A 23130-nucleotide genomic window follows, 5' to 3' on the forward strand; every position below is an offset into this window, starting at 1 on the left:
CGCGGCGGCCGACTACGAGACGATCTCGACGCCCGTAATCTCGAAGCGGGCCCCGCCAGTGTCGCTCTCGACGACGTCGATCTCCCAGTCGTGGGACTCGACCACGTCGATCTCCCAGTCGTGGGACTCGACCACGTCGAGAACGATGGCGAGACCGAGGCCCGTCCCGCCGTCGTTCGTCGAGTAGCCCGCCTCGAAGATCCGGTCGCGCTCCGACTCGGGGATGCCGGGGCCGTCGTCGGCGACGTAGAAGCCGTCCGGGAGAGGACCGACCGTGATGGTTACGGCGTCCTCCCCGCCGCCTGCGGCGTTGCTCGCGGCCTCGTCGTCCGTCGCACCGCGTTCGAAGGTATCCTCGGCGTCGTCGGCCTCCGGTCGACCGTCCGTCGAGCCGTGCTCGACCGAATTCCGAAACAGGTTCTCGAACAGCTGTGCGAGCCGCGACTCGTCGGCCATGATCGTCCGTTCGGTGCGGCGGTCGAGCGTCGCGCCGTCGGTCACCACGTTCGCCCAGCAGCGGTCGACGAACGAGTCGAGATCGATGGAGGTCAGCTCGATACCCCGGTTCCGGTGGCCGGCGAGCATCAACAGATCGTCGATCAACCGATCCATGCGCTTCAGCGCGGTCGCCGCGTCGTCGAGGTGGGGCGAGTCACACTCCTCCTGTGCCCACTCGAGCCGGCCGGCGGCCACGTTCAGCGGGCTCCGCAGATCGTGTGAGACGACGCTCGCGAGTTCTTCGAGGCGGTCGTTCTGCCGTTGCAGTTCGCGTTCCCGTTCGACGCGTTCGCTGATGTCGCGGGCGGTCGCCAGAATCGCCGTCTCACCCCGGTAGGGGATTAGCGTGGAGTTGACCTCCACGGGGATGCGCTCGCCAGATTTCGTCTCGTGGACCGTGTCGAACCGCTTGATTTCGCCCCGCGAGAACTGAGCGATCCGCGACGACACGTCCGTAGTCTCCATCTCGGGGTCGATATCCTCCGGGCGCATCGACAGGAGTTCCTCGCGGCTGTACCCCAGCCGTTCGACCGCCGTCTCGTTGACGGCTTGGAACCCGCCCTCCTCGGTGCCGACGAACACTGCTTCGGGGAACGCCTCGAACAGTTCGCGGTACTCGGCCCGCGACCGTTCGAGTTCGCGCTCGTAGCGCTTCTGCTCCGTCACGTCGAGGAGTGTTCCCATGATCGCCGGTTCGCCTCGGTAGTCGATCCGGCCGCCGTGGACCTCGAACTCGATGCTCTCACCGCTCTTGCGTCGCCCCCGGAGCGTGTAGCGCAGGTCGTCCTCCTCGCCCGTGACGCGACGACGGATGTTCCGTCGCAGTTTCTCGTGGTCCTCCTCGATCACGAGGTCGAAGGGCGTGACGTCGGACAGCAACTCCTCCTGTGTGTAGCCGAACATGGCCGCGAGACGGGGATTGACGTACTCGAACTCACCACCCTGGATCAGATACACCCCGACGAGATTCCCTTCGACCAGCTGTCGGTACTTCGCCTCGGACTCCCGCAGGTCGGCGCGGATGTCGAGTTGGTAGAGCGCGCTGGCGATGTCGATCCCGAGGTCCGCGAGGAGGTCGCGCTCGAACTCGCCGCTCCACGCCTCGTCGGTGGTGCCGACGACGAGTACGCCGTATCGCTCCGATTCGTAGTCGAGTGGAATCGCCGCGACGGCACCCGTCTCGACGCCGACGTGTTCACCCGCCTCGGCCGTCGACATAACCGGCTCGCCTTCGGTCATTGCCGACTGGATGGCGGAGGTGCTGTCGAGCGTCAGATCGGCGGCGTCCATCGCCCCAGTCGACGTGGCGGCCGACCGGGCGTCCACGCCCGTCACGCCGTCGCGGTCGCCCTCCAGCGTCCCAATCACTGCCCAGGCGTACGGTTCGACCGCGGCGAGGCGCTCACAAACGGTCCGCTCGACGGTCGCCGGGTCATCGGCCCGGACGAGCGCCTGATTCACCTCGCGGGCGAGTTTCTGGAGCCGTTCGAACCGGCTCGCACGTTCGCTCGTTCGCCGCTTCGAGACCGCCTGCACGATCCGATTGGCCAGAAGGGTGTACTGGTCCGTGACCGTCCCCTTCCGAACGTAGTCCGTCGCCCCGGCGGAGATGGCTTCGCTCGCGAGCGCCTCGCTCCCCTTGCCGGTGAACACGATGAACGGGAGCCTCGGCCATCGGTCACGAACCGCACCGAGGAGTTCGATTCCGTCCGTACCGTCCATCTGGTAGTCACTGACGACGCAATCGAACGCGTCCGATTCGAGGCGGTCGAGACTCGCCGACGGATCCGTCTCGATCGTCACGTCGAGTCGGTCGTCCTCGCGTTCGAGCAACTCCGCGGCGACGGCCGCGAAATCGGCCGTGTCGTCGACGAGCAACACTCGGATCGTCCCGTCCATCTGGCTGTTCTAAACGATGTTTGACAGCAGTCCATTTACAGTTGTTGGGTGCATCGCTCGTCTTCTGTCACCATCACAACAGAACCTGTTCGATCGTCAGGCGATCCGGTCGACGAGACGGGTCGCCCACTCGACGGCGTCGACGGCACTCGTCCCGAGGACGTAGGCGATCGGTTCGATACCGAACGCACCCTCGTGGTAGACGACGCGGGGGACACCGTCGTCGAACAGGGCGTCGAGGCGTCGTCGCCGGTCCTCGTACTCGGCGTCGAACGCGACGGCGTCGGCGTCGTCCGGGACGGCCGCGAGGAGGGCGTCGCTCGTCGCGAGATTGACCGCGCCCCTGACGGTCGGATCGGCGACATTGGCCGCTAGCAGCGTCGTCGCCACGTGGTGTGAGGCGCCGAACTCCGGGTTCGCGGGGACGTTGATCCCGCCCCGCATCGCGTGGATGCGGCCGGGGACGGCGGCCACGTCCGTCTCGTCGGTCGCCTCCGGGAGCGCCATCGCCACGTTCGTCCCGACGTTCGGGACGTGGTCTGCGATGTCCGCGTTCGCGAACTGTCGGACGGCGCGGCGGACGTTCGACAGCACTTCGCGTTCGGCCTGCACGGCCCGGTCGCGCCCGCGCACGCACAGGTCACAGCCCATCCCCTCTAGCGCCGGCATCTCCTCCTCGTGGATCGCACAGATCGGGCCCCGATCCTCGAACGCCCGGACGAGTTCCAAGAGTTCCGCCAGCGCTTCGTAATCGTCCATCGTGCCGGCGTCGAACCCTTCGGCGATCCGTTCGATCGTCGCCTGCATCCGCGGATGCTCCGCGAAGCGCTCCTCACCCCGGCGCTCACCGGCGAGATACTGGCTCACTGCCGCCTGCGATACGCCGAGTCGGCTCGCGATCTCTCGCTGTGCGAACCCACGCTCCGCTAGCGCCGCCGCCAACATCGACCGCGCCGTCGGGAGGAAGCGCTCGACGACGATCTCGCTCGGTAACTGCACTGTCACGGTTCCACCCGCTGCTGACCGCGTGCCATATCCCACTCACTCGGCGGGTGGGTCTTATACTGTCGGCCGTCGGGGCCAGTGAGCGCTCGTCGCGAGTGAGACCATATTTCCTCAGAAAACAGATATTCTGTATAAAATATGATTCTCAGATAATTATTTGGCCGGATGGATATCCAGTACCTCGGCTATTAGAGCTATTCGTGCCGTATTTCGGCGCTTCTTCTGAGGTATTTCGATGACGAAAACACCGACTGGAGACGAACGAGAGATATTGGTCCAGAAACTCTCACAAGCAGACAAACCCAGTTATCGTCGTTCGATTTCCGATCGTTGCATACTTATAATATTTCCGAGTTAAAATTATAGTATAAGTATTCAAGTATTTTCAACCGGCCGTCCGATCCAGCCGTCGCCACGTCCAGCGCCCCCAAACGCTTTAGATGGGTCACCACGACTCCACGGACATGCAACCCGTCTCCTTCGACGAGGCAGAGACGTACGAACCGGACGAGGGCTGGCGCCGCGTGTCGCTGGCCGGTAGCGACCGCTTCACGTTCGAGTGGTTCGAGAAGCCGCCGGGCCACTCCTCGCCGATGCACGACCACGAAAACGAACAGGTCTGTCTGGTCCTGCAGGGTGAGATGACCGTCTACACCGAGGACGACGAGGTGACCCTCGGCCCGTACGACTCCGTCCATCTGGAGTCGTGGGAGGCCCACCGCGTCGAGAACACGGGCGACGAACGCGCCGTCGGCCTCGACGTGTTTGCACCGGGTCGCTCGTTCGACTTCTGGACCGACCGGGAGTAGGCCGTGACTGCCCGTTTGCGCTGTTATCGCTGTAACGAGACGTATCACCCGCCCGAACAGCGCTGTGTCTGTGGCGAACCGCTCTGGTTCGACGTCGGGGATGGGTTCGCTCCCGACCCCGATGCCCCCGGACTCTGGCGGTTCCGCGACCTGTTGCCTGTCGACGACCCCGGCGGCCTCGCGCACGCCGCGGGCGGGACGCCACTCGTTCGTACTTCCCGCCTCGACGACTACGCCGGGTGTCGCGTCCACGTCAAGGACGAGGGCGAACACCCGACGGGGAGTTTCAAGGACCGCGGGACTGCCGTCGGCGTCGCCGCCGCCCTCGACCGGGACCGCCCCGCCGTCGGCACCGTCTCCCACGGCAACATGGCGATGAGCGTGGCGGCCTACGCCGCCGCGGCCGACCTCGACTGTGTGGTCCTCGTCCCCGCCGACATCCCGCCCGAACGCCTGCGGATCATCGCCCAGTACGACCCGCACGTCCTCCGGATCGACGGCGACTACGGCCGCCTCTACGACGAGTCGCTCGCCGTCGGCGCCGAGACTGGCGTCACCTTCCTCAACTCCGACTCGCCCCTCCGGGTCGCGGGTCAGAAGACGACGACGCTGGAAGTGCTGTCGGCGTTCCGCCCCGAGGCGCCGGACGCCATCGTGATGCCCGTCAGTAGCGGGGGACACGCCAGCGGCGCGTGGAAGGCGATCCGTGATCTGGCGGCCTGCGACGCCCTCCCCGCGACGCCGAAACTGTGTTTCGTCCAGTCGGCGGCCTGCGACCCGATCGCGGCCGCCTTCCGCGCCGGCGACGACGCCGTCTCCCCGACGACGCCCGGCGACACCATCGCCTACTCCATCGCCAACCCGGACCCGCCGAGCGGGACGCGTGCGCTCGCGGCGGCGCGAGCGACCGACGGCGCCGTCGTCTCGGTCACCGACGACGAGATTCGTGACGCGCGGGCGCGACTCGCGCGCGACGCCGGCCTCTGTGTCGAGACGGCGTCGGCCACGTCGCTCGCGGGGGCGCGTCGACTCGCCGCCGACGGCGTCCTCGCCCCGGACGACCGGGTCGTCCTCGTCGCCACCGGGTCGGGGTTCAAAGAGGCGTCGGCCGCCGCTTCCGATGCCGATCCGCCGACGGTCCCGCTCGCGGACCTGCAGGGTGCGGTCGCTGGGCGGCTGTAGCGGGTGGGTTCGGCGCAGTGACGAAAAGAAACGAGTTCCGGCGGGCTAGCTACTGACCGCCCGGCGGATCCGCGGGCCGACGAACGGCCCGACGAGGATGACGACGATGGCGACGACCAGCATGAGCGGGAGCGGTTCGTTGACGAAGATCATCAGCGATCCGCCCGACAGCTGGAGCGAGCGGAGCAGGTTCTGCTCCGCGATGGGACCGAGGACGATGCCGAGGACGAACGCCACCATCGAGTAGTTGTACTGGCGCATGTAGTAGCCGATGAAGCCGAGCGCCAGAATCGTCATGACGTCGACCCAGTTGTTCCGAAGCGCCAGCGCCCCGAGCGTCGCCAGCACGAGGATGATCGGGATGATGTAGTTGGTGTCGATCTGTGTCACGTAGCTGAGCTTCGTGATGACCGTCAACCCGAGGACGAGGATGACGATGTTGCCGACCAGCAGGGCGACGAACATGCTGTAGGTCTGGGGAAGCTGTGACGTGAAGAGGTCGGGGCCGGGAATGAGACCGTGCATGATGAGGCCGCCGAGCAGGACGGCCGTGGAGCCACTGCCGGGGATGCCAAAGGAGAGCGTCGGGATGAGCGAGCCACCGACGGTGCCGTTGTTCGACGCCTCGGAGGCGATGACGCCTTCCGGGCGCCCCTTGCCGAACTCCTCGGAGTTCTTCGAGACGCGCATCGCCTCCCCGTACGCGAGGAAGTTGGACACCGAGGCGCCCGACCCCGGAATCGCGCCGATGGCCATACCGATAAAGGAGGATTTGATGACGGTGATCGGGTGGTTGAAGGTCTCTTTGATCCCCTGCCGGAGGCTGCCGCTGATCGAGATGTCGGCGTCCGCGATTTTCGTCTGGTCGCGAGCGAGAATCAACATCTCCGTGATGGCGAAGAGGCCGATCAGCGCCGCGACGTAGGACAGGCCGTTCCGGATGGCGAACCAGCCGAACGTGTAGCGCAGGGTGGGTTCGATGGGTGCGATGCCGATGGTCGTCAACAGGAGGCCGAACATCCCGGCGACGAGGCCTTTCACCATCGAGCCCTGCGAGACGATGGTGATCATCGACAGGCCGAGCAAGGCCACGAGGAAGTACTCCGGCGAGCCGAAAAGGAGGACGATCTCGACGAGGACGGGCGAGATGAGAAAGAGCGCGATGATGGTGAAGAGACCGCCGATGGAGGAGGCCACCGCCGACATCGCCAGCGCGTTTTTCGCCATCCCCTGTTTCGACATCGGGTAGCCGTCGAACGTCGTCGCCGCCGCCGCCGCAGTACCGGGGACGTTGATGAGGATGGCTGCGATGCTCCCACCGTACATCGCGCCGCTGTAGATGCTCACGAGGAGGATGATGGCGCTGATCCCCTCCAACGGGAGCGTCAGCGGGAGGATGATCGCCATCCCCAGCGAGGAGCCGATGCCCGGCAACGAGCCGAAGAAGATGCCGAGGAGGAGGCCGAGAAGCATCAGCCCAACCGTCGGCCAGCTAAACGCGATGCCGACGGCCTCGACGAGTGCGCCGGTGGCCGCCATCTACGGAACCCCCGGCAGGCTGATGTAGAGGAGGTCGCCCACGAAGACGCCTCGGTCGACGGGGACGATGAGGATCTGTGCGAACGCGTAGGCCAACACGATCGAGAGCGCGGTCAGGAAGACGATCATGTACCACGGTCGCTCGAACCAGACGAGATACGCGACCACGAACAGCGGCGTCACGATGAACATCGAGAACAGGAAGCTCAGCCCGATATACAGCGTCACGAGGATACCAGTAAACAGCGCCGGCGGTACCGGCCGGTCGGGAACGTTGCTCTCCCGATGCTCCCCGGCCTCCGCTTCCTTCTCGGCACGCATCTCGTCGCTCTGTCCGCCGCCGGTAATCGATGTCGACCCCGTTACGACGGTGTGGAGCGGTTCGGGGAGGTAGTCCCGTGCCAACAACAGTAGAGCCCCGATCAACGTCGCTGAGCCGACGAACTGGGGGAAGATAGCTGTCGTCCGGCTCCACTGAAACGACCGCGCCACCATGAACCCGGAGACAACGACCAGGAACACCAGCAGGGCGTGTTCGCTGGTTAGATTCTCGAATTTCTCTTGAACCATGTCCTCTCGTACCATGCTTTTGGTCTATTATGTAGTTTATGTTCGGTGGGGACCATCTCGTCCCGGTTGTTCGTCACCGTACGGTGGTCGGGTAGTCGTAGGCGAGAAACGATGCTGTCGGGTGAGCGACTAGCTCGTCGAGGACCGCATCGCTTCGAGGTCGACGTTGTTCGGAATCTCTTCGAAGGACTGCTGGAGCACCTGGTCCGCGAATTCCGGCGGGTTGTACTGGATGATGTTCCCCGTCTCCTCGGACCACGACTGGACCGCGTCGGTCTGAAGCGCTTCCTCGACAGCGCTCGCCATCGTCTGGACCCGCTCGTCCGGCGTCTCGCCCGGCATCCACATACACCGGGTGAGCTGTCCCACGTAGTCGATGTTGGGGTACCCCTGATCCGTGACGCTCGGCACGTCGGGGAAGACGTTACTCCCCTGACTGGAGAGGACCGCGAGCACGTCGACGCGGTCGTCTTCTGCGGCGCTCAGGCCGGACGCGTCGGTCGTGATCCCCGCGGGCACCTCACCGGACGCGACCGCCTGCACGAGCGGGCCGCCGCCGTCGTAGCCGACGTAGTTCTGCCAGCCGACGCCGTACTCGTCGTTGTTCTTCATGATCTGGGCGATGACGTGGACGATGCCCCCACGCTGCTGACCGCCCATGTTCGTGACGTCGCCGTTGTTGTACGCCTCGATGAGTCCCGAGAGTCCGTCGAACCCCTGACTGGGGTTGCCGTACACGACGTACGGGGTTCGGGCGTAGCCACAGACGCCGCGGAGGGACGTGAGTTCCCAGTCGTCCGCGGGGTTCAGCATGTAGGAGACGGGCGTCGACGGCGGGTTGAACCCGCCGAACGTGTAGCCGTCCGGCTCGGCCCGTACCATCTGCCCCGCCCCACGGAGGGACGCGGACCCCGGGACGTTGTTGATCTGGATGGGGACGCCGAGAATCTCCGATACCTGCGGCATGATCTGCCGAGCGTAGGTGTCGGTCCCGCCGCCCTCGCTGAAGGGGACGATGTACTCGATGCGCTGGTTGGGGTATTCGCTGTCGCCGCCACCCCCACCGTTGCCACCGCCACCGCCACCACCGCCACCGCCACCGCCACCACCGCCGCCCATACAACCGGCCAGTCCTGCCATCGAAATACCGGATGCCGCTCCCGTGTAGCGCAGGAGATCCCTACGCGTAATGCTATCTTTCGCCATGGATTACCACACCGAATCAATGTCTTCCTCATATATATAATTATTTTCATCATATATCGGACATGTCTCCGTCGAAGTAGCGGTCTGGATAGCGATTTTTCGACTCCAAGAGAAGACACGCGTCGGGAGCAACTGTCGCCGGATCGACCGATCCATCAGTAGCTTTATACGACGCTCCCGACTCCATGGAGGCGACTCCGCATGATCGACCCGCGGGACCTCGGCGTCGTGCCGGTCGTCGGCACGGTCGTCGGCTTCGGCTGTCTCTACGGTAGCGTCGTCGGGCTCCCCATCGCCGGCCTGAATCCAACGGGGCAGCGCGTGCTCGGCCTCTTCTTTTTCGCGCTCGTGATGTGGCTGACCAAGCCCGTCCCCTTCGCCGTGTCGAGTCTGACGACCGTCTCCCTGCTCTACGTACTGGGACTCGCCGACTCCTTCGCCACCGCCGCCGCCGGCTTCTCCTCCCGGCTCATTTTCTTCCTCATTCTCCTGCTCCTCCTCGGCAACACTATCTCGAAGGTCGATCTCGACGAACTGCTCGCGCGCCGCCTCCTCGTCGCCGATTCGCCCCGCGAGACCATTCGTCTCACCGCGCTCAGCCTCCTCGCACTCTCCTTTATGATGCCCTCCGCGCTCGCCCGTGCCGTCGCCTTCCTTCCCATCGTCGAGGAACTCGACGACCTGTGGCCGGGAACGGAGAACTTCCGGTTCGACGCGCACCTCATCCTCGGCCACGTCAACCCCGTCGCCTCCATGGGCCTCATGACCGGCGGCGGCATGGCCATCCTCTCGTCCGAGTTCGTTCGCACGTCGGTCACGTACATCTCGTGGCTCGACTGGGCCGTGTTGATGCTCCCGCCCACGGCCTTCATCTTCCTCCTCGCGACGGCGACCATCCTGCTCGTCCACCCCGTCGGCGGCGGGACGTCGGCATCACGACCCGACGAGGCGCCCACCGCCGAGTCGTTCGACCGCGACCAGCGCATCGTCGTCGGCGTGATGGTCACGGTCATCGTGTTGTGGGTCGTCGGCTCCTTCCTCGGCATCCCCACTATCCTTCCCCCGACCGCGGCCGTGTTCTTCCTCGCGCTCCCCGGTATCGGCATCGTCGCCGCCGAGGACATGCGCACGGTTAGCTGGGGCATCATCTTCGTCTTCGGGACCATGTTCTCCCTGCTCGAAGTGCTGGAGTCGGCGGGCGTGCTCTCGTGGGTCGTCGGCAACGCCGAAGCGCTCCTGCCTTTTACCGCCGTTCCCATCTGGGGTACGGTCGCGCTCTTGCTCGCGCTGGCGTTCGTCGTCCGCCTCTTCTTCTCTACCGCGTCCGCCGCGCTCCTCGTCCTCTTTCCCGTGATGCTCCGCTTCGCCGACGCGTTCGGCGTCGACCCGCTCTACCTCTCGCTGTCGCTCGTGATGATCGTCGGCTCCTCGACCGTCTTCCCCTTCAACACCACCACTGTTCTCCTCACCTACGACAAGGGCTCGATGACGGCCGTCGACGTGATGGCGACGGGCCTGATCACGACCGTCTACGCCGCCGTCGCGGTCGTCCTCTGCTGGACGCTCTACTGGCCGCTGGTCGCGTAGCTACAGGAACTTCTCCGTCAACAGATCGCCGTCCCGGATCACCGTCTCCCCGTCGAGTTCCACCGTCGGCGTCCGCAACACGCCGTCGAGGTGGATGTCGCTCTTGCGCGTCCCGCCGAGGCTCTCGTTGTCGCCGATGGCGAAGTGGACGGTCCCCTCCTTCTTCTTGTCCTCCGCGAGGTTGCCGATGAGTTTCGCCTTCGGGTTCGTCCCCATCGCGAACTCCGCGAGGTTGCCGGCGTTCTCGTCGCTCCGCTCGATCAGGTCGCGCAGGTCGTCCGCCTGACTCCCGCCGTCCACGTCGGCGACGAAGCCGTCCTCGATCTCCAGTGTCACCGGTTCGGTGAGTTGGCCGAGGTTGTCCATCGACACGTCGACGACGATGGTGCCGTTGGCGGTGTCCTCTTTCGGGTGGGTCGGCGACTCGCCCGGCGGGAGCGTCGCGAACCCTTCCGCCTCGTGGTAGTAGCCGTCGAGCGAGAACGCCGAACAGCCCTCGACGCTGAACTCGATGTCCGTTCCCTGCTTGCTCGTCACCCGCACCTCCGAGGCGGCGTCGTGTACGTCGCGCAGAGCTTCGGTTACCCGCCGCAGTTCCTCGAAGTCGACGGTCATCGCCCCCTCGACCATCATGTCCTCCGTGACGCCGCGCAGGATGCCGAAGCGCGTGCCGGCCTCCGCCGCGCGCAGGCGAGAGCGCGTGTGCGTGATGGCGTGAGTGGTACAGGTGAAACACACGTCGGCGGCGGCCATCGCGTCCGCCACGACAGCCGGCGGTTCGTTCCCGTGGCTCTCCAGCAAGGGCATCACGGATATCGTCGTCGTCGCGCCGACGGCGTTGGCCGCCGTCGCGATACTTCGACCGACGCCCACCTTCCGTGCGTCGGTGACGACGAGAACCTCCTCGTCGGCGGTGACTCCGAGACAGTCCTCGACGACCGACGACGACGCGTCGATCATCTCCAGATCTAGCATCTCCTCTGGCATGGCGACCTATCCTATCCCGACGCTACGTATAAAGCTACGCGTTACCGTGGCACTCGATCTCATTCTCCCGTCAGGTGGAGGACCGCGAGGACGACGAGGCTGACGGCCAGACAGGCGACGAAGCCCGTGAAAGCTAGCCCGTAACTCGACCGCGCGGCGACGACGCCGACGTACGTCGGCGCGAAACTCCCGACCCCCGTCCAGATCATCTTCATCGCACCCAGATCCCCCGCCATGCTGTCGTCCGGAAACAGCCCGATCAGATGAGCCTGCATCACCGGTGGGTAGGAGCGCAGGCCGACCGCCACCACCACGACGCCGAGGACGGCGACGAGCGTCGATCCCGCGGTGACGAGAACGAGGAGGCCGGCGATTGCGAGACCGACGCCGCCGAGGCCGACGAACACCCGCGAGACGGTGTCGCCGAGGCGGCCAGCCACCGGACCGACGACGACGGCGACGAGGAACACCGAGGCGAACGCGGCGCCCGCGAACGCCGGATCGAACCCCTTCTCGGCCTGCAGGAAGGTGGGGAGAAAGCCCAGAAACCCCTGCCAGACGAACGAGACGCAGATGTAGGCGGCGAGGAGGGAGCGCGCCCGCGGCACGGCGAGGATGCGCCGGCCGGTGCCGCCGAGACCGAGGCTCGCGCGCCCGATCACGAACGGCCCGTCGTACCAGTAGAGCAAGCCACCGAGGACACCGACGAGGACGACGACCACGGGCAGAAAGGAGAGTTGCCAGACGCCGACGGAGATGGCGGCGACGGCGACGCCCGCGGCCGCCATCGCGCCCACCGATCCCGAGGCGGACTGGATGCCGAACACCTGCCCGCGTCGGTCACCGAAGGTGTCGGTGAGCAACGCGCGCGAGGGGACGAAGTAGAGGCCGCCGCCGAGGCCGACGAGGACGAACCCCGCCAGCAGGCCGGCGTACGTCGAGACGACGCCGAGGACGAGGAAGCCGACGACGAGCGTCCCGAGACTCGCTGTCAACACCGTTTTCCGCGAGAGCGCGTCGGAGAACCGCCCGCCGGGGTACTGGCAGGTGGCGTAGACGAACCACATGACCGTGAGGCCGAACCCGGCGCTCTCCGGTGAGATCTGGACCTCGTCGATGATGGTGGGGACGAGGGGCGGAATGGCCTCGCGGCCGAGGCGAACCGCCAGCCACCCGGCCGACACCGCGATCAGAACCCGGCCGTCCGTCCCCGCCCACACCGAGCGTTCGTGGGACACGATGGCACGGAGGGCCGTCCCCTATTTGAGCGTGCAGGTGTCGGCAAGAGGGGAACGTATATCGGCCTCATGCTCCTCTACCGATCCATGTCTTCCTCGAACCCCGGTCAGGGCGCCGTCCCGGGCGTCCTCTTCCGCGGCGGCACCAGCAAGGGTCTGTTCGTCCGCGAGGGCGTCCTCCCCGACCCCGGCCCCCTCCGCGACGAACTCGTCCTCGAACTGTTCGGCTCGCCAGATCCGCTCCAGGTCGACGGCATCGGCGGATCGAAATCCCACACGAGCAAACTGATGATCGTCGGCGCTTCCGACCGACCCGAGGTGGATGTCGAGTACACGTTCGGCCAGGTCGCCGTCACCGACCCCGTCGTGGACTGGGGCGGCAACTGCGGCAATCTCACGAGTGCCGTCGGGGCCTTCGCGGTCCATCAGGGTCTCGTCGACGTGCCCGCCGACGCCGACACGGTCGATCTCACCCTCCTGAACACCAACACGGGCACCCTGATCGACCAGCCCGTCCCCGTCGCGGACGGGGCGCTCGACGTGTACGGCGACTACGCCATCGACGGCGTGCCGGGAACGGGGCCGCGCATCCCCTGCCGCTACCGCGACCCCGCCGGCGGCGTCACGGGCGCGCTCTTCCCGACCGGTACGGCCGTCGAACGCATCACGCGCGACGACCTCGACGTGACGGTGACCGTCGCGGACGTTGGCAACCCCTGTGTCTTCCTGCGGGCCGCCGACCTCGATCTCGATGGGACGGAACTCCCCGACGACCTGTCGGAGCGACCGGGATTGCTCGACCGAATCGAACGAATCCGGGGCGTCGCCTGCGAACGCATCGGTCTCGTCGACGACGCGGCGAAGTCGCGCACCGAGTCGCCGGCCGTCCCGCAGATTGCCCTCGTTTCCGAACCCCAGTCGTTCCCCACCTCGGTCGACACCCACGTCGACGCCGCCGACATCGACGTGACGGCCCGAATCGTCACCTCGGGTACGCCTCACCACGCCTACGCCGTCACGGGAGCGATGTGTCTCGCCGCCGCGGCACGCCTCCCGGACACCGTCCCGCGCGAAGTGGTTCGGCCCGGCGAGGGCGCGGTTCGGATCGGGCATCCGAAAGGTGTCATCGAAATCGACGTCGAGTTGGCGGGTGGGGCGGACCCGCACATCGACGCCGTCACCGTCGGCCGGACTGCCCGTCCCCTGTTCGTCGGTGAAGTGCAGTACCGGTACGTCGGGGACCTGGCGTCGCTGGCGTCCGATGACGCCGACGCGACCGTGGACACTGGTGCCGACGACTGATCCACCCCGGCGGTTCACTTATACTCCCGTCGGGCGAGGAGGCGGGTATGGATCTCGGACTCGCGGGTAACGCGGCAGTCGTGACGGCATCGAGCAGCGGACTCGGAAAGGCGGCGGCGCGGTCGCTGGCCGAGGAGGGCGTGAACGTCGTGATCAACGGCCGGGACGAGGAGCGCCTCGCCGACGCGGTGGCGGATCTGCGCGAGACGGCGACGGGCGAGGTCGTCGGTCAGCAGGGCGACATCGGCGTCGCCGCCGACGTGGAGGCGCTGGTGGAGCGGTGTGTCGACGAGTTCGGCCGCCTCGACCACCTCGTCACCAGCGCCGGCGGGCCGCCGAGCAAGGCCACGCTGGAGACGACCGACGAGGACTGGTACGACGCCTTCGACATGCTCGTCATGAGCGTCGTGCGCGCGGTGCGGGCCGGCGCCGACCACCTCCGCGCCGACGGCGGCGGGAGCGTCGTCAACATCACCTCGATGAGCGTCAAGGAACCGTCGAGCACGCTCGTCCTCTCCGCGTCGGTGCGGATGGCCGTCGTGGGTCTGGAGAAGACACTCTCGCGGGAACTCGCGCCCGAAGTGCGGGCGAACACCGTCCTTCCGCGGAGCATCGAGACGGCGCGCATCCGCAACCTCGGCGAGGCGGCGGTCGAACGCGGCGAGTACGACAGCTACGACGACGTGCTCGCGGACCGCGCCGCCGACAGCCCGCTCGGCCGGCTGGGCCAGCCACACGAACTCGGTGACGTGGTCGCCTTCCTCTGTTCGGAGCGGGCGAGCTACATCAACGGCTCGGCCATCCCCGTCGAGGGCGGCGTGTCGCGGTCGAACCTCTGACCTCCATCACGACTAAGTAGGCCGTTCGCGTTTGGCGGGGTGTTCATGACTAGCAGCCCGCCACCACGGGAGCGTCGCCCGGTCGACGTGAGCGATCAGGCGTACGGCTCCGACTACATCGCCGACTTCCTGAAGGGGTACGGCTTCGAGTTCGTCGCCTTCAACCCCGGCTCCTCCTTCCGCGGCATCGAGGAGTCGCTCGTCAACTACAACGACGAGACGCCGGCGATTATCGAAACTCCACACGAGGGCTTGTCGGTCGCCATCGCCCACGGCCACGCGAAGGCGACGGGCGACCCCGCCGTCTGCATCCTCCACAACGTCGTCGGCACGCTCCACGGCACGATGGGCATCTTCAACGCCTACTGCGACCGGGTGCCCGTCGTCGCCCTCGCGGGGACCGGCCCGGTCCAGAAGTCCAAGCGCCGACCCTTCTTCGACTGGATTCACACGGCCCAGATTCAGGGCAACCTCGTCCGCGGCTACACCAAGTGGGACGATCAGCCCGCCGCCGTCGACGGCATCGACGACGCCCTCCTGAACGCCATCAACATCGCGAACACGAAGACGAAGGGGCCGACCTACGTCGCCTTCGACCACGCGATTCAGGAGGCCGAACTCGACGAACCGATCCCCCTCCCCGACTTCGAGAAGTTCGAGGCGCCGACGCGACTCGCGCCCGACCCTGCCGCCGTCGAACGCGCGGCCGACCTGCTCGTCGAGGCGGAGTTCCCCGTCGTCCTCGCCGATGCCGTCGGTGACTCGCACGAGGCGGTCGACGCCCTCGTGGATCTGGCCGAATCGCTGGGCGCGCCGGTCTTCCACTCCCACCGCGTCGGTACGCCCCACCGCTACAACTTCCCGAACACGCACCCGCTCGATATGGCGGGCACCGAGCTCTACCGCGAGGCCGACGCCGTCCTCGCGCTCGACGTGTGGAGCCCGAACTTCACGCTCACGGACACGGACCCCGCGACCCACGCCAAGACCGAGGCCGTCGAGGGCGAGTTCGACCTGATCGACGTGGGCACGCACAACACCCGCCCGTCGGGGCTGGTGTCGGACCAGTTCGCGCTCCGCGAGACGACGCTGTCGATGGCCGCCGACACGTCGCTCGCGGTGCCGCAACTGCGCGACGCGGTGCAGTCGCGGCTCGAAACCGACGACGCCGCGCGCCGTCGCGCCAACGCCCGCCTCGACGAACTCGCCGGCGTCCACGACGAGCAACGCGCGGCGTGGCAGGCCGAGGCCGAGGATGCGTGGGACGAGACGCCCATCTCCCTCCCGCGGGTGACGGGCGAAATCTGGGACGTGATCGAGGACGGGGAGTGGGTGCTGACCAACGGTACCTTCCGCGGTTGGGCGTACAAACTCTGGGACATCGACGAGTTCGACCAGTACGTCGGCAGTTACTCCGGCGGCGGTGGCATCGGGCAGGGCATCGGACAGGCTATCGGCGCGGCGCTGGCGTACCGGGAGACGGACCGCGTCCCGATCAACCTCCAGCCGGACGGCGACCTGATGTTCTACCCCGGCGGCCTGTGGACCATCGGCCACTACGGCCTCCCCATCTTCACCGTCGTCCACAACAACGGCGCGCTGTACAACTCCACGAACCACCGGATGACGCTCGCAAAACACCGGGGCCGCGACGCGAGTCTGGAGAAGGCGCTCGTCGGCACCGGCCTCTACGAACCGACGCCCGACTACGCGACGATGGCGGAGTCGATGGGCGTCACGGGGTACGGGCCGGTCGAGGACCCCGACGACCTCGCGCCGACGCTCCGCGAGGCGTGGGAGACGGTGAAAGGCGGCGACCCCGTCCTCGTCGACGTGGTCTGTCAGCCGCGTTAAACGAGGCGGAAGGGGTCCGAAATCTCGCCCTCCGTCTCGACCCAGACACTCTTCGTCTGCAGGTACTCGTCGATGGCCTCGATACCCTTCTCGACGCCCATGCCGCTCTGCTTGAACCCGCCGAAGGGCATGGTGAACGACGACTTGCGGTAGGTGTTGAGCCAGACGACGCCCGCCTCCAACTGGTCGGCCATACGGTGTCCGCGCCGGATGTCGGTCGTCCAGACGCCCGCGGCGAGGCCGAACTCCGAGTCGTTGGCTTTCTCGATCACCTCGTCCTCGCTCTCGAAGGTCAACACGGCGAGGACGGGTCCGAACACTTCCTCCCGGGCGATGGCCATGTCGTTCGTCACGTCGCCGAGGATGGTGGGTGGATAGAACGGACCGTCCGGCACCTCGCGCTCCTCGCCGCCGGTCAGGAGCGTCGCGCCGTCGTCTACGGCGCGGTCGACGTGGTCGCGGACGCCCGCCAACTGCTCCGCGGAGACGATGGGGCCCATCTCCGTCGCCTCGTCCAGCGGGTCGCCGAGGCTGATGGCTTCGGTGCGCTCGATCAGGCGGTCGAGGAAGTCGTCGGCGATGGATTCGTGGAGAAAGAGTCGGGAGCCGGCGATGCAGGTCTGGCCGCTGGCGGCGAAGATGCCTTTGATCGCTCCCGTGACCGCGGTGTCGAGGTCGGCGTCGGGGAAGACGATGTTCGGGCTCTTGCCCCCGAGTTCGAGCGTGCTGGGGACGACGTTCTCGGCGGCGGCCTTGGCGACGGCTTTGCCCGCCGTCGGCCCGCCGGTGAGCGCCACGCGGTCGATATCCTCGTGGCCCGCGAGCGCCGCGCCCGCCTCGGCGAAGCCCGTCACGACGTTGAGCGCGCCGGGCGGGAAGCCGGCGTCGAGAGCGAGTTCCGCCAGTCGGATCGCGGAGACCGGCGCGAGTTCCGAGGGTTTGAGGACGACGGTGTTGCCCGCGGCGATGGCTGGCGCGATTTTGTACGTCGCCAGCGAGAGTGGCGAGTTCCACGTCGTGATGGCGCCGACCACGCCGTACGGTTCGGGCTTCGTGTAGCCGAAGAAGCCGTCCTGCTCGATGGGCATCGTGTCGCCCTGCACCTTGTCGGCGAGGCCGCCGTAGTAGCGATACCAGTCCGGCAGGCTCTCGACCTGCCCCCGCATCTCGCGGATGAGCTTTCCGTTGGACAGGGATTCGAGGTGCGCGAGTTCCTCGGTGTGTGCCTCGATTTCGTCGGCGAGGGCAAAGAGAAGTTGGCCACGCTCCGTCGCGGACCGGTCCTGCCAGTCGTCACTCTCGAACCGGCGGCGCGCGGCGTCGACGGCCGCGTCTACGTCCTCGGCCGTCGCTTCCGGCACCGACGCCCACGCCGTCCCGTCGTAGGGGTAGGTCACGTCGAAGCGCTCCCCGGCGGTCGCGTCGACGCGTTCCCCGTCGACGATCATGCCGTACTCCCGTCCAGCCAGTAACTCCGTGTGATCCATGCCCCCATCCTCCACCCCGAACGGGTTAACGATGCGGGTGATTTCGGGCAAACCGTTATACCGTGGATTGCGAATAGGGGCCTATGACCGTCCTAGTAGCAGTCGACCGTGGCGACAAGGGGCGCGGCACGCTCGAAGAGGGGAAGCGACTGGCCGACCAGTTCGACGACGATCTGGAGGTCATCCACGTCCTGACACGCAAGGAGTTCGTGAACCTCGAACGCACGAGCGTCTCGGAGACACACGAGGCCGTCGACCCCGACGAAGTGCGTGAGATTGCGGCCACCATCGCGAGGGAAATCGCCGAGGAGGTTCTCGACGACTTCACGGCGACGGGCGCCGTCGGCGACCCCGCTGGCGAGGTGCTCTCGCTGGCGAAAAAGCGCGACGCCCGCTACATCGTCATCGGCGTTCGCAAGCGCTCGCCGGTCGGCAAGGTCGTCTTCGGGAGCACGGCTCAGGAGATTCTGATGGACAGCGACCGGTCGGTTGTCGTCGTGCCGCGAGCGAAGAAGGCGGAGTAAGGACCGATTACCGGTCGGCCGACACCGCCGTGTAGCGCTCCGGTGCGCCCGATCCGCCGAGCATCCCGAACACGTTGTCGACGAGCGTCCGGATGCTGTCGACGCGCGTCTCGGTCGTCGTCGCGGCGACGTGGGGCGTCGCGACCACGTTGTCGAAGTCGTGGAGCGGCGAGTCGGCGGGGAGGGGTTCGGTCTCGAACACGTCGAGGCCGGCGCCGGCAATCTCGCCCGCCTCCAGTGCGTCGCGAAGCGCCGACTCGGAGACGATGGGCCCCCGCGCCGTGTTGATCAGGATGGCCGACTCCTGCATCCGGGCGAACGCGTCGGCGTCGATCATTCCTCGCGTCTCCTCGGTCAACTCGGCGTTGACGGTGACGATGTCGCTCCGGGCGAGGAGATCGTCGAGCGTCGTCAGTTTCGCGCCCGTTACGTCGGTGTCCTCCTCGAAGACGTAGGGATCGTACGCGAGGATATCCATGTTGAGCCCGGAGAAGAACGCGGCGACGCGACTGCCGATGTCGCCGAAGCCGACGATACCGACGGTCTTGCCGTTGACCGTCGTGCTGAGGGCCGTCTCGTCCCGCCACCCCCCGGCTTCCAGCAGGTGGTCGTTGCGGACGACGTCGCGGGAGACGGCGATGGCGAGACCGAGGGTGTACTCCGCCACCGCGGCGGCGTTCAACCCCGGCGTGTAGGTGACGCCGACACCCAGATCCGTCGCCGCGTCGAGGTCGACGTTGTCGATGCCGGTGCCGATCTTGCCGACGACTTCCAGATCCGTGGCCGACGCGAGTACGTCGCCCGTGATCGGGAGTCGGGAGGTGGTCAGGAGTACCTCCTTGCCGTCGAGTGCGTCGATGACGGCGGCTTCGTCGGATTCGACGCCGACGGTCAGATCGAGGCGGTCGTCCACCGCCTCGTCGACCGCCCAGAACGGCTGGAGGTCCTGATCGACGAGGGCCTTCATCTCAGAAGAAGGTGAACTCGCCGTCTTCGAGGACGACCTCGCCGTCGAGTTCGAGCGTCGGTTCGGCCATCATGGCGTCGAAGTGGACGGGCGCGCGGGTGGTGCCGCCGAGGTTACTGCTCGTGCCGATGCCGAAGTGGACGTTCCCGTACCGGCCGTGGTCGTTGGAGAACCAGCCGTTGAACTCGGGGCACTCGGGGTTCATGCCGACGGCGAGTTGGGCGATATTGTAGACGGCGGGGTCGTCGTGTTCGGCCCACACGTCCGCGATGCGCTGGGCCTCGCGGCCGCCCTCGACGGACGTGACCGCGCCGTCTTCCATCTCCATTCGAACCGGCTCCTCGAGGACGCCGATGTCGAGGTTGGGGATGGCGCCGTCGAAGACGACGGTTCCCTCCGTGGTCCCCTCGACGGGGGAGACGTTGGCCTCGATGTGGACGAGCGCCGTGAATTCGCCCGGCTCGTGGGCGATGCCGGGATGGGCGTTGCCGTCGCGGCCCTCCAGCCCGACGGTCACGTCCGTCCCTTGCGGTGACGTGACACGGGCCTCGTCGGCCTCGGTGAATTTGCGGGCCATCTCCTCGCAGTGGGGGCGCATCCCCTCGTAGTCGGCGTAGAGGCCGCCGGTCTTCAGTTGTTCCGGCGTGAACTTCACCATGCTGATGAACCGGGCGCCCGCCTCCTTGGCCTCGGCCGCGGCGCTGGAGTGAGTGATCGAGCGGTGGACGGGCGTGATGATCACGTCGGCTTCGAGCATTGCGGCCGCGACGGAGGGTTCGGGCTCGTTGCCGTCGTACTCGCGGGGGTCCATCAGGCTCATCGTCACGTTCGCGTCGCGCTCGTTGGCGGCAGCGGCGACGCGTTCGGCTACGTCGGCGACTTCCCAGTCCGAGACGACGAGCACGTCCTCACCTGCTTCGATGCCCGCACAGGTGTCGACCACGATGCTCGCGCCTTTCATCTCCTGAATCGAATCCATACCCTCTCCCTGTCCGGCGGCGTCAATAAATCTATGTTCCGCCGTGTCGGCGGGCGGGACGCGGTCCCGTCGCCAGCGGAGCAAAGTAAATAAGTGCTGGCTCCACAGTCACGTGGTGACGAATGCCAGAGACAGTCACATCGGAAGTCGTCGTTGTCGGGTGTGGGATTGCGGGACTTGCGGCAGCCAACCGCGCGGCCGAACTCGGTCTCGACGTGTCGGTACTGGAGAAGTCACCGAAGGAACACCGGGGCGGCCATACGCGTTTCAGCGAGTCGTTCCGCGTCCCCTCCACCACCGCGAATCTCGAACGCTTCGGCTACGAGTTCGCGGTGCCGGACTACACCCCCGACGACTTCTACGACGATATCATGTCCCAGACGAGCGGCCGGGCGGACCCCGAACTCGCCCGGACGCTCGTCGAGGAGGCAGGCGAGATGATCGAGTGGCTCACCGAACGCGGGGCCGAGTGGGACATGGAACCGCTCAACGTCGGCTACACTGCCGCGCGGACGTTCATGGATGGCGAGGAGAACGTCGCCGCCCTCGTCGAGGCCGCGGAAGCAGACGGCGCCACCTTCTACTACCGCACCGAGGCGCGTGACCTCATCCTCGACGACGACGGGAGCGTCGCGGGCGTTCGCGCCCGAACCGACGACGGCCTCGTCGAGTATCTGGCCGATGTCGTCATCGTCGGCGCCGGCGGCTACGAGTCCTCGCCCGAGATGCGCACCAAGTACTACGGCGAGAACTACGACGCGATGAAGGTTCGCGGCAGTCGGTACAACACCGGTGAGGGCATCGAGATGATGCTCGACGTTGGGGGCCGTGCCGAGGGACAGTGGGGCGGCGCCCACATGGCCCTCATCGACCGCGAATCGCCCGAGGTGGAGGGCGGCGCCAACCGCGTCGACGGCTACCAGTACGGCGTCATCATCAACAAGGAGGGCGAGCGCTTCCTCGACGAGGGGGCGGACGCCCGCGCGCACACCTACGCCCGCTTCGGCCGCGAAATCTTCGAACAGCCGGGTCACGAGGCGTACATCGTCGTCGACGCGCCGCTCCGCGACCACATGCGCGCGACCGGGCCTTCGGAGGTCACCGTCGCCGACACCGTCGAGGAACTGCTCGCCGAACTCGGCTGTGACCGGCCGGAGCGCGGCGCCGAAACGATCCGCGCGTTCAACGAGCAGTGTGATCCGGACGAGTTCGACCCCGACGTTCTCGACGGCAACGAGGCGACGGGCATCGAACCGCCGAAGTCGAACTGGGCGCTCCCGCTCGACGAACCGCCGTACTACGGTTGGGCGGTCACCGGCGGGATCACGTTCGGCTTCGGCGGCGTGGCGACCGACACCAGAGCGCGCGTCCTCGACACGATCGGGCGACCGATCCCCGGCCTGTACGCCGCGGGCAACAGCGTCGGCGGCCTCTTCTTCGACAACTACCCCGGCGGAACGGGGCTGTCGAACGCCGCCGTCTACGGCAAACTCGCCGCCGAGGACGCCTCGGACTATCTAGGATGAGCGACCAGCGCTCCCTCCACTGTGCCATCGTCCGCGGTGGGACGAGCAAGGGCGTGTTCGTCCGCGAGTCCGAACTGCCGACGACGAACCGCGACGAAGTCGTCCTCTCGCTGTTCGGGAGTCCGGACCCCCGACAGATCGACGGCCTCGGTGGCGCCACCTCGACCACGTCGAAGCTGATGGTCGTGGGCCCGGCCGCCGAGGGCGTCGACGCCGACGTATCCTACACGTTCGGGCAGGTTGCGGTCGACAAACCGGTGATCGACTGGAGCGGCAACTGCGGCAACCTCACCAGCGCCATCGGCGCCTTCGCCGTCGACGAAGGACTGGTCGACGTGCCCGCCGACGCCGACGCGGTCGACTTACACTTGCACAATACGAATACGGACGCGCACATCGACCAGCGGGTGCCGTTGGCGGATGGGAGCGCGGCCACCGAGGGCGACTTCGAGATACATGGCGTCCCGGGGTCGGGTGCGCGAGTTGACACGACGTTCCTCGATCCGGAAGGCTCGTTGACAGATGGACTCTTCCCGCTCGGCGGGCCGACTATCGAGCGCACCACCGACGGACGGACGCTCGAACTCACGGTGTTGGACGTGACGACGCCCATCGCCTTCGTCCGTGCGGCCGATCTCGGACTCACGGCGACGGAGACACCGGACGACATCGACACCGACCCCGCTCTGCTGGACGAACTGGAGGCCATCCGCGCGGCCATCTGTGCGGAACTGGGATTCGTCGACGACCCGGCCGATGCGGCCACGGAGTCGCCGGGTTATCCGAAACTCGTGTTCGTGGCACCGCCGGCCGACTACGAAACCTCCGATGGTCGGACGGTGGCCGGCGAGGAGATCGACCTCCTCGCCCGTTACATGGCGATGGGGAAACTCCACCCGGTGTACGCCGTCACGGGCGTCGCCTGTACGTCCGTCGCCGCCCGTCTGCCGGGCACCGTCGTCGCCGAGGTGGCCGACGTCGACGACGAAGGGACGGTCACCCTCGGCCATCCCCGTGGCGCGATGTCCGCGACGCCGTCGGTGCGGACGGACCCGCCGGCCGTCGACGGCGTCACGGTCTACCGGACGCAGCGTCGCCTGATGGACGGCACTGGCTACTACTGATTGGCCGT

At 66.9% G+C, this 23130-nt stretch carries 19 protein-coding genes; 9 read left to right on the top strand and 10 right to left on the bottom strand.

Annotation, left to right across the window (positions count from 1 at the left end; genetic code table 11):
- Nucleotides 1-12: 12 nt before the first annotated feature.
- Both DU502_RS08005 and DU502_RS08010 read right to left on the bottom strand, forming a co-directional pair.
- Entirely contained in the window at nt 13-2397 is a 2385-nt protein-coding gene (locus tag DU502_RS08005; RefSeq protein WP_121918866.1) for a PAS domain S-box protein, read from the bottom strand.
- A 96-nt stretch (nt 2398-2493) separates the two neighbouring features.
- The gene (locus DU502_RS08010; RefSeq protein WP_121918867.1) at nt 2494-3402 is read right to left on the bottom strand and encodes a thiamine-phosphate synthase family protein; all 909 of its coding nucleotides are present in this window, start codon (nt 3400-3402) and stop codon (nt 2494-2496) included.
- A gap of 464 nt (nt 3403-3866) precedes the next feature.
- On the opposite strand from DU502_RS08010, the gene DU502_RS08015 reads away from it, so the two are divergent.
- Complete coding sequence (locus tag DU502_RS08015; protein WP_121918868.1) at nt 3867-4211, top strand: cupin domain-containing protein; 345 nt, start codon at nt 3867-3869, stop codon at nt 4209-4211.
- 3 nt (nt 4212-4214) lie between these two features.
- On the top strand, nt 4215-5393 hold the full coding sequence (locus tag DU502_RS08020; protein WP_121918869.1) for a threonine synthase: 1179 nt from the start codon (nt 4215-4217) through the stop codon (nt 5391-5393).
- A gap of 45 nt (nt 5394-5438) precedes the next feature.
- On the opposite strand, the gene DU502_RS08025 is transcribed toward DU502_RS08020, so the two are convergent.
- From DU502_RS08025 to DU502_RS08035, 3 genes are all read right to left on the bottom strand, one after another.
- Nucleotides 5439-6932, bottom strand: a complete 1494-nt coding sequence (locus tag DU502_RS08025) for a tripartite tricarboxylate transporter permease (protein ID WP_121918870.1) — start codon at nt 6930-6932, stop codon at nt 5439-5441.
- Nucleotides 6933-7502, bottom strand: a complete 570-nt coding sequence (locus DU502_RS08030) for a tripartite tricarboxylate transporter TctB family protein (RefSeq protein ID WP_158601111.1) — start codon at nt 7500-7502, stop codon at nt 6933-6935. It abuts the gene before it with no gap.
- A gap of 129 nt (nt 7503-7631) precedes the next feature.
- Entirely contained in the window at nt 7632-8642 is a 1011-nt protein-coding gene (locus tag DU502_RS08035; protein ID WP_241966748.1) for a Bug family tripartite tricarboxylate transporter substrate binding protein, read from the bottom strand.
- Nucleotides 8643-8909: 267 nt separating this feature from the next.
- Between DU502_RS08035 and DU502_RS08040 the strand changes: the two genes are divergently transcribed.
- Nucleotides 8910-10295, top strand: coding sequence for an SLC13 family permease (locus DU502_RS08040; protein ID WP_121918872.1), 1386 nt, complete (start codon nt 8910-8912; stop codon nt 10293-10295).
- On the opposite strand, the gene DU502_RS08045 is transcribed toward DU502_RS08040, so the two are convergent.
- Both DU502_RS08045 and DU502_RS08050 read right to left on the bottom strand, forming a co-directional pair.
- Nucleotides 10296-11282 (bottom strand): aminopeptidase, encoded by a 987-nt coding sequence (locus DU502_RS08045; RefSeq protein ID WP_121918873.1) that lies wholly within the window; start codon nt 11280-11282, stop codon nt 10296-10298.
- 59 nt (nt 11283-11341) lie between these two features.
- A complete protein-coding gene (locus DU502_RS08050) occupies nt 11342-12520 on the bottom strand; it encodes an MFS transporter (RefSeq protein ID WP_158601112.1) in 1179 nt (392 codons plus the stop codon).
- Nucleotides 12521-12607: 87 nt separating this feature from the next.
- Here DU502_RS08050 and DU502_RS08055 point away from each other — a divergent pair, with 87 nt between their 5' ends.
- Genes DU502_RS08055 through DU502_RS08065 form a run of 3 tightly spaced genes read left to right on the top strand, consistent with a single transcriptional unit; the run spans nt 12608 to nt 16515 of the window.
- Complete coding sequence (locus DU502_RS08055) at nt 12608-13822, top strand: 2-methylaconitate cis-trans isomerase PrpF family protein (RefSeq protein ID WP_121919460.1); 1215 nt, start codon at nt 12608-12610, stop codon at nt 13820-13822.
- Nucleotides 13823-13869: 47 nt separating this feature from the next.
- Nucleotides 13870-14661, top strand: a complete 792-nt coding sequence (locus DU502_RS08060; RefSeq protein ID WP_121918875.1) for an SDR family oxidoreductase — start codon at nt 13870-13872, stop codon at nt 14659-14661.
- 45 nt (nt 14662-14706) lie between these two features.
- Entirely contained in the window at nt 14707-16515 is a 1809-nt protein-coding gene (locus tag DU502_RS08065; protein WP_124897048.1) for a thiamine pyrophosphate-binding protein, read from the top strand.
- On the opposite strand, the gene DU502_RS08070 is transcribed toward DU502_RS08065, so the two are convergent.
- A complete protein-coding gene (locus DU502_RS08070) occupies nt 16512-18002 on the bottom strand; it encodes an aldehyde dehydrogenase (protein ID WP_121918877.1) in 1491 nt (496 codons plus the stop codon). The two genes, DU502_RS08065 and DU502_RS08070, sit on opposite strands and share 4 nt — an antisense overlap.
- An 83-nt stretch (nt 18003-18085) precedes the next feature.
- On the opposite strand from DU502_RS08070, the gene DU502_RS08075 reads away from it, so the two are divergent.
- A complete protein-coding gene (locus DU502_RS08075) occupies nt 18086-18526 on the top strand; it encodes a universal stress protein (protein WP_121918878.1) in 441 nt (146 codons plus the stop codon).
- Nucleotides 18527-18533: 7 nt separating this feature from the next.
- On the opposite strand, the gene DU502_RS08080 is transcribed toward DU502_RS08075, so the two are convergent.
- On the bottom strand, nt 18534-19493 hold the full coding sequence (locus tag DU502_RS08080) for a hydroxyacid dehydrogenase (protein WP_121918879.1): 960 nt from the start codon (nt 19491-19493) through the stop codon (nt 18534-18536).
- Nucleotide 19494: 1 nt separating this feature from the next.
- Nucleotides 19495-20472 carry an aminopeptidase gene (locus DU502_RS08085; RefSeq protein ID WP_121918880.1) on the bottom strand — a complete coding sequence of 326 codons (978 nt, stop codon included), beginning with the start codon at nt 20470-20472 and terminating at the stop codon, nt 19495-19497.
- Between the two features lie 122 nt (nt 20473-20594).
- On the opposite strand from DU502_RS08085, the gene tcuA reads away from it, so the two are divergent.
- On the top strand, nt 20595-21998 hold the full coding sequence (gene tcuA, locus DU502_RS08090; protein ID WP_121918881.1) for an FAD-dependent tricarballylate dehydrogenase TcuA: 1404 nt from the start codon (nt 20595-20597) through the stop codon (nt 21996-21998).
- Nucleotides 21995-23122 carry a 2-methylaconitate cis-trans isomerase PrpF family protein gene (locus tag DU502_RS08095; protein WP_121918882.1) on the top strand — a complete coding sequence of 376 codons (1128 nt, stop codon included), beginning with the start codon at nt 21995-21997 and terminating at the stop codon, nt 23120-23122. The genes tcuA and DU502_RS08095 overlap by 4 nt, the downstream gene beginning before the upstream one ends.
- Nucleotides 23123-23130: the final 8 nt, after the last annotated feature.

This window comes from Haloplanus aerogenes, assembly GCF_003856835.1.
GTDB lineage: Archaea > Halobacteriota > Halobacteria > Halobacteriales > Haloferacaceae > Haloplanus > Haloplanus aerogenes.